The organism is Neglectibacter sp. X4, assembly GCF_009917365.1.
Taxonomy (GTDB): Bacteria; Bacillota; Clostridia; order Oscillospirales; family Acutalibacteraceae; genus Acutalibacter.
The window spans coordinates 1-321 of the sequence record NZ_QWLE01000221.1; the positions used below are offsets into that span (position 1 = coordinate 1).

The window sequence follows — 321 nt, forward strand, 5'->3', positions numbered from 1 at the left end:
TTTACCAAAGAAAAGTCAAGATTTTGTCAAGAAAAAGAAAAAAATACGGTCTTCTATAAATTTCCATAATACAATTAATAGAAAAAGCAGCATTTTTTACATGAAAGTAGGGGCTCGCCCTAACGATTATTTTCGTTAAAGCGATGCCCCTCTTAATTTCTGAAAATAGTTATTTATCTTCTTTTAAAGATTTTCTTCTGATTCGCGTCCATACCAGTCCACAAACTGCAAGCAACGCTGCACCCATTAAGGAAATCCAAAGAACTAAGCTGTTCTGGTCGCCAGTCTTAGGAATCCACCAAGGCTGTTCGTCATTGCTAT

At 36.1% G+C, this 321-nt stretch carries 1 protein-coding gene; it reads right to left on the reverse strand.

The features are described 5' to 3' along the window. Positions 1–169: 169 nt before the first annotated feature. Entirely contained in the window at positions 170–295 is a 126-nt protein-coding gene (locus tag D1841_RS20030) for an LPXTG cell wall anchor domain-containing protein (protein WP_371722179.1), read from the reverse strand. Between the last annotated feature and the right edge of the window lie 26 nt (positions 296–321).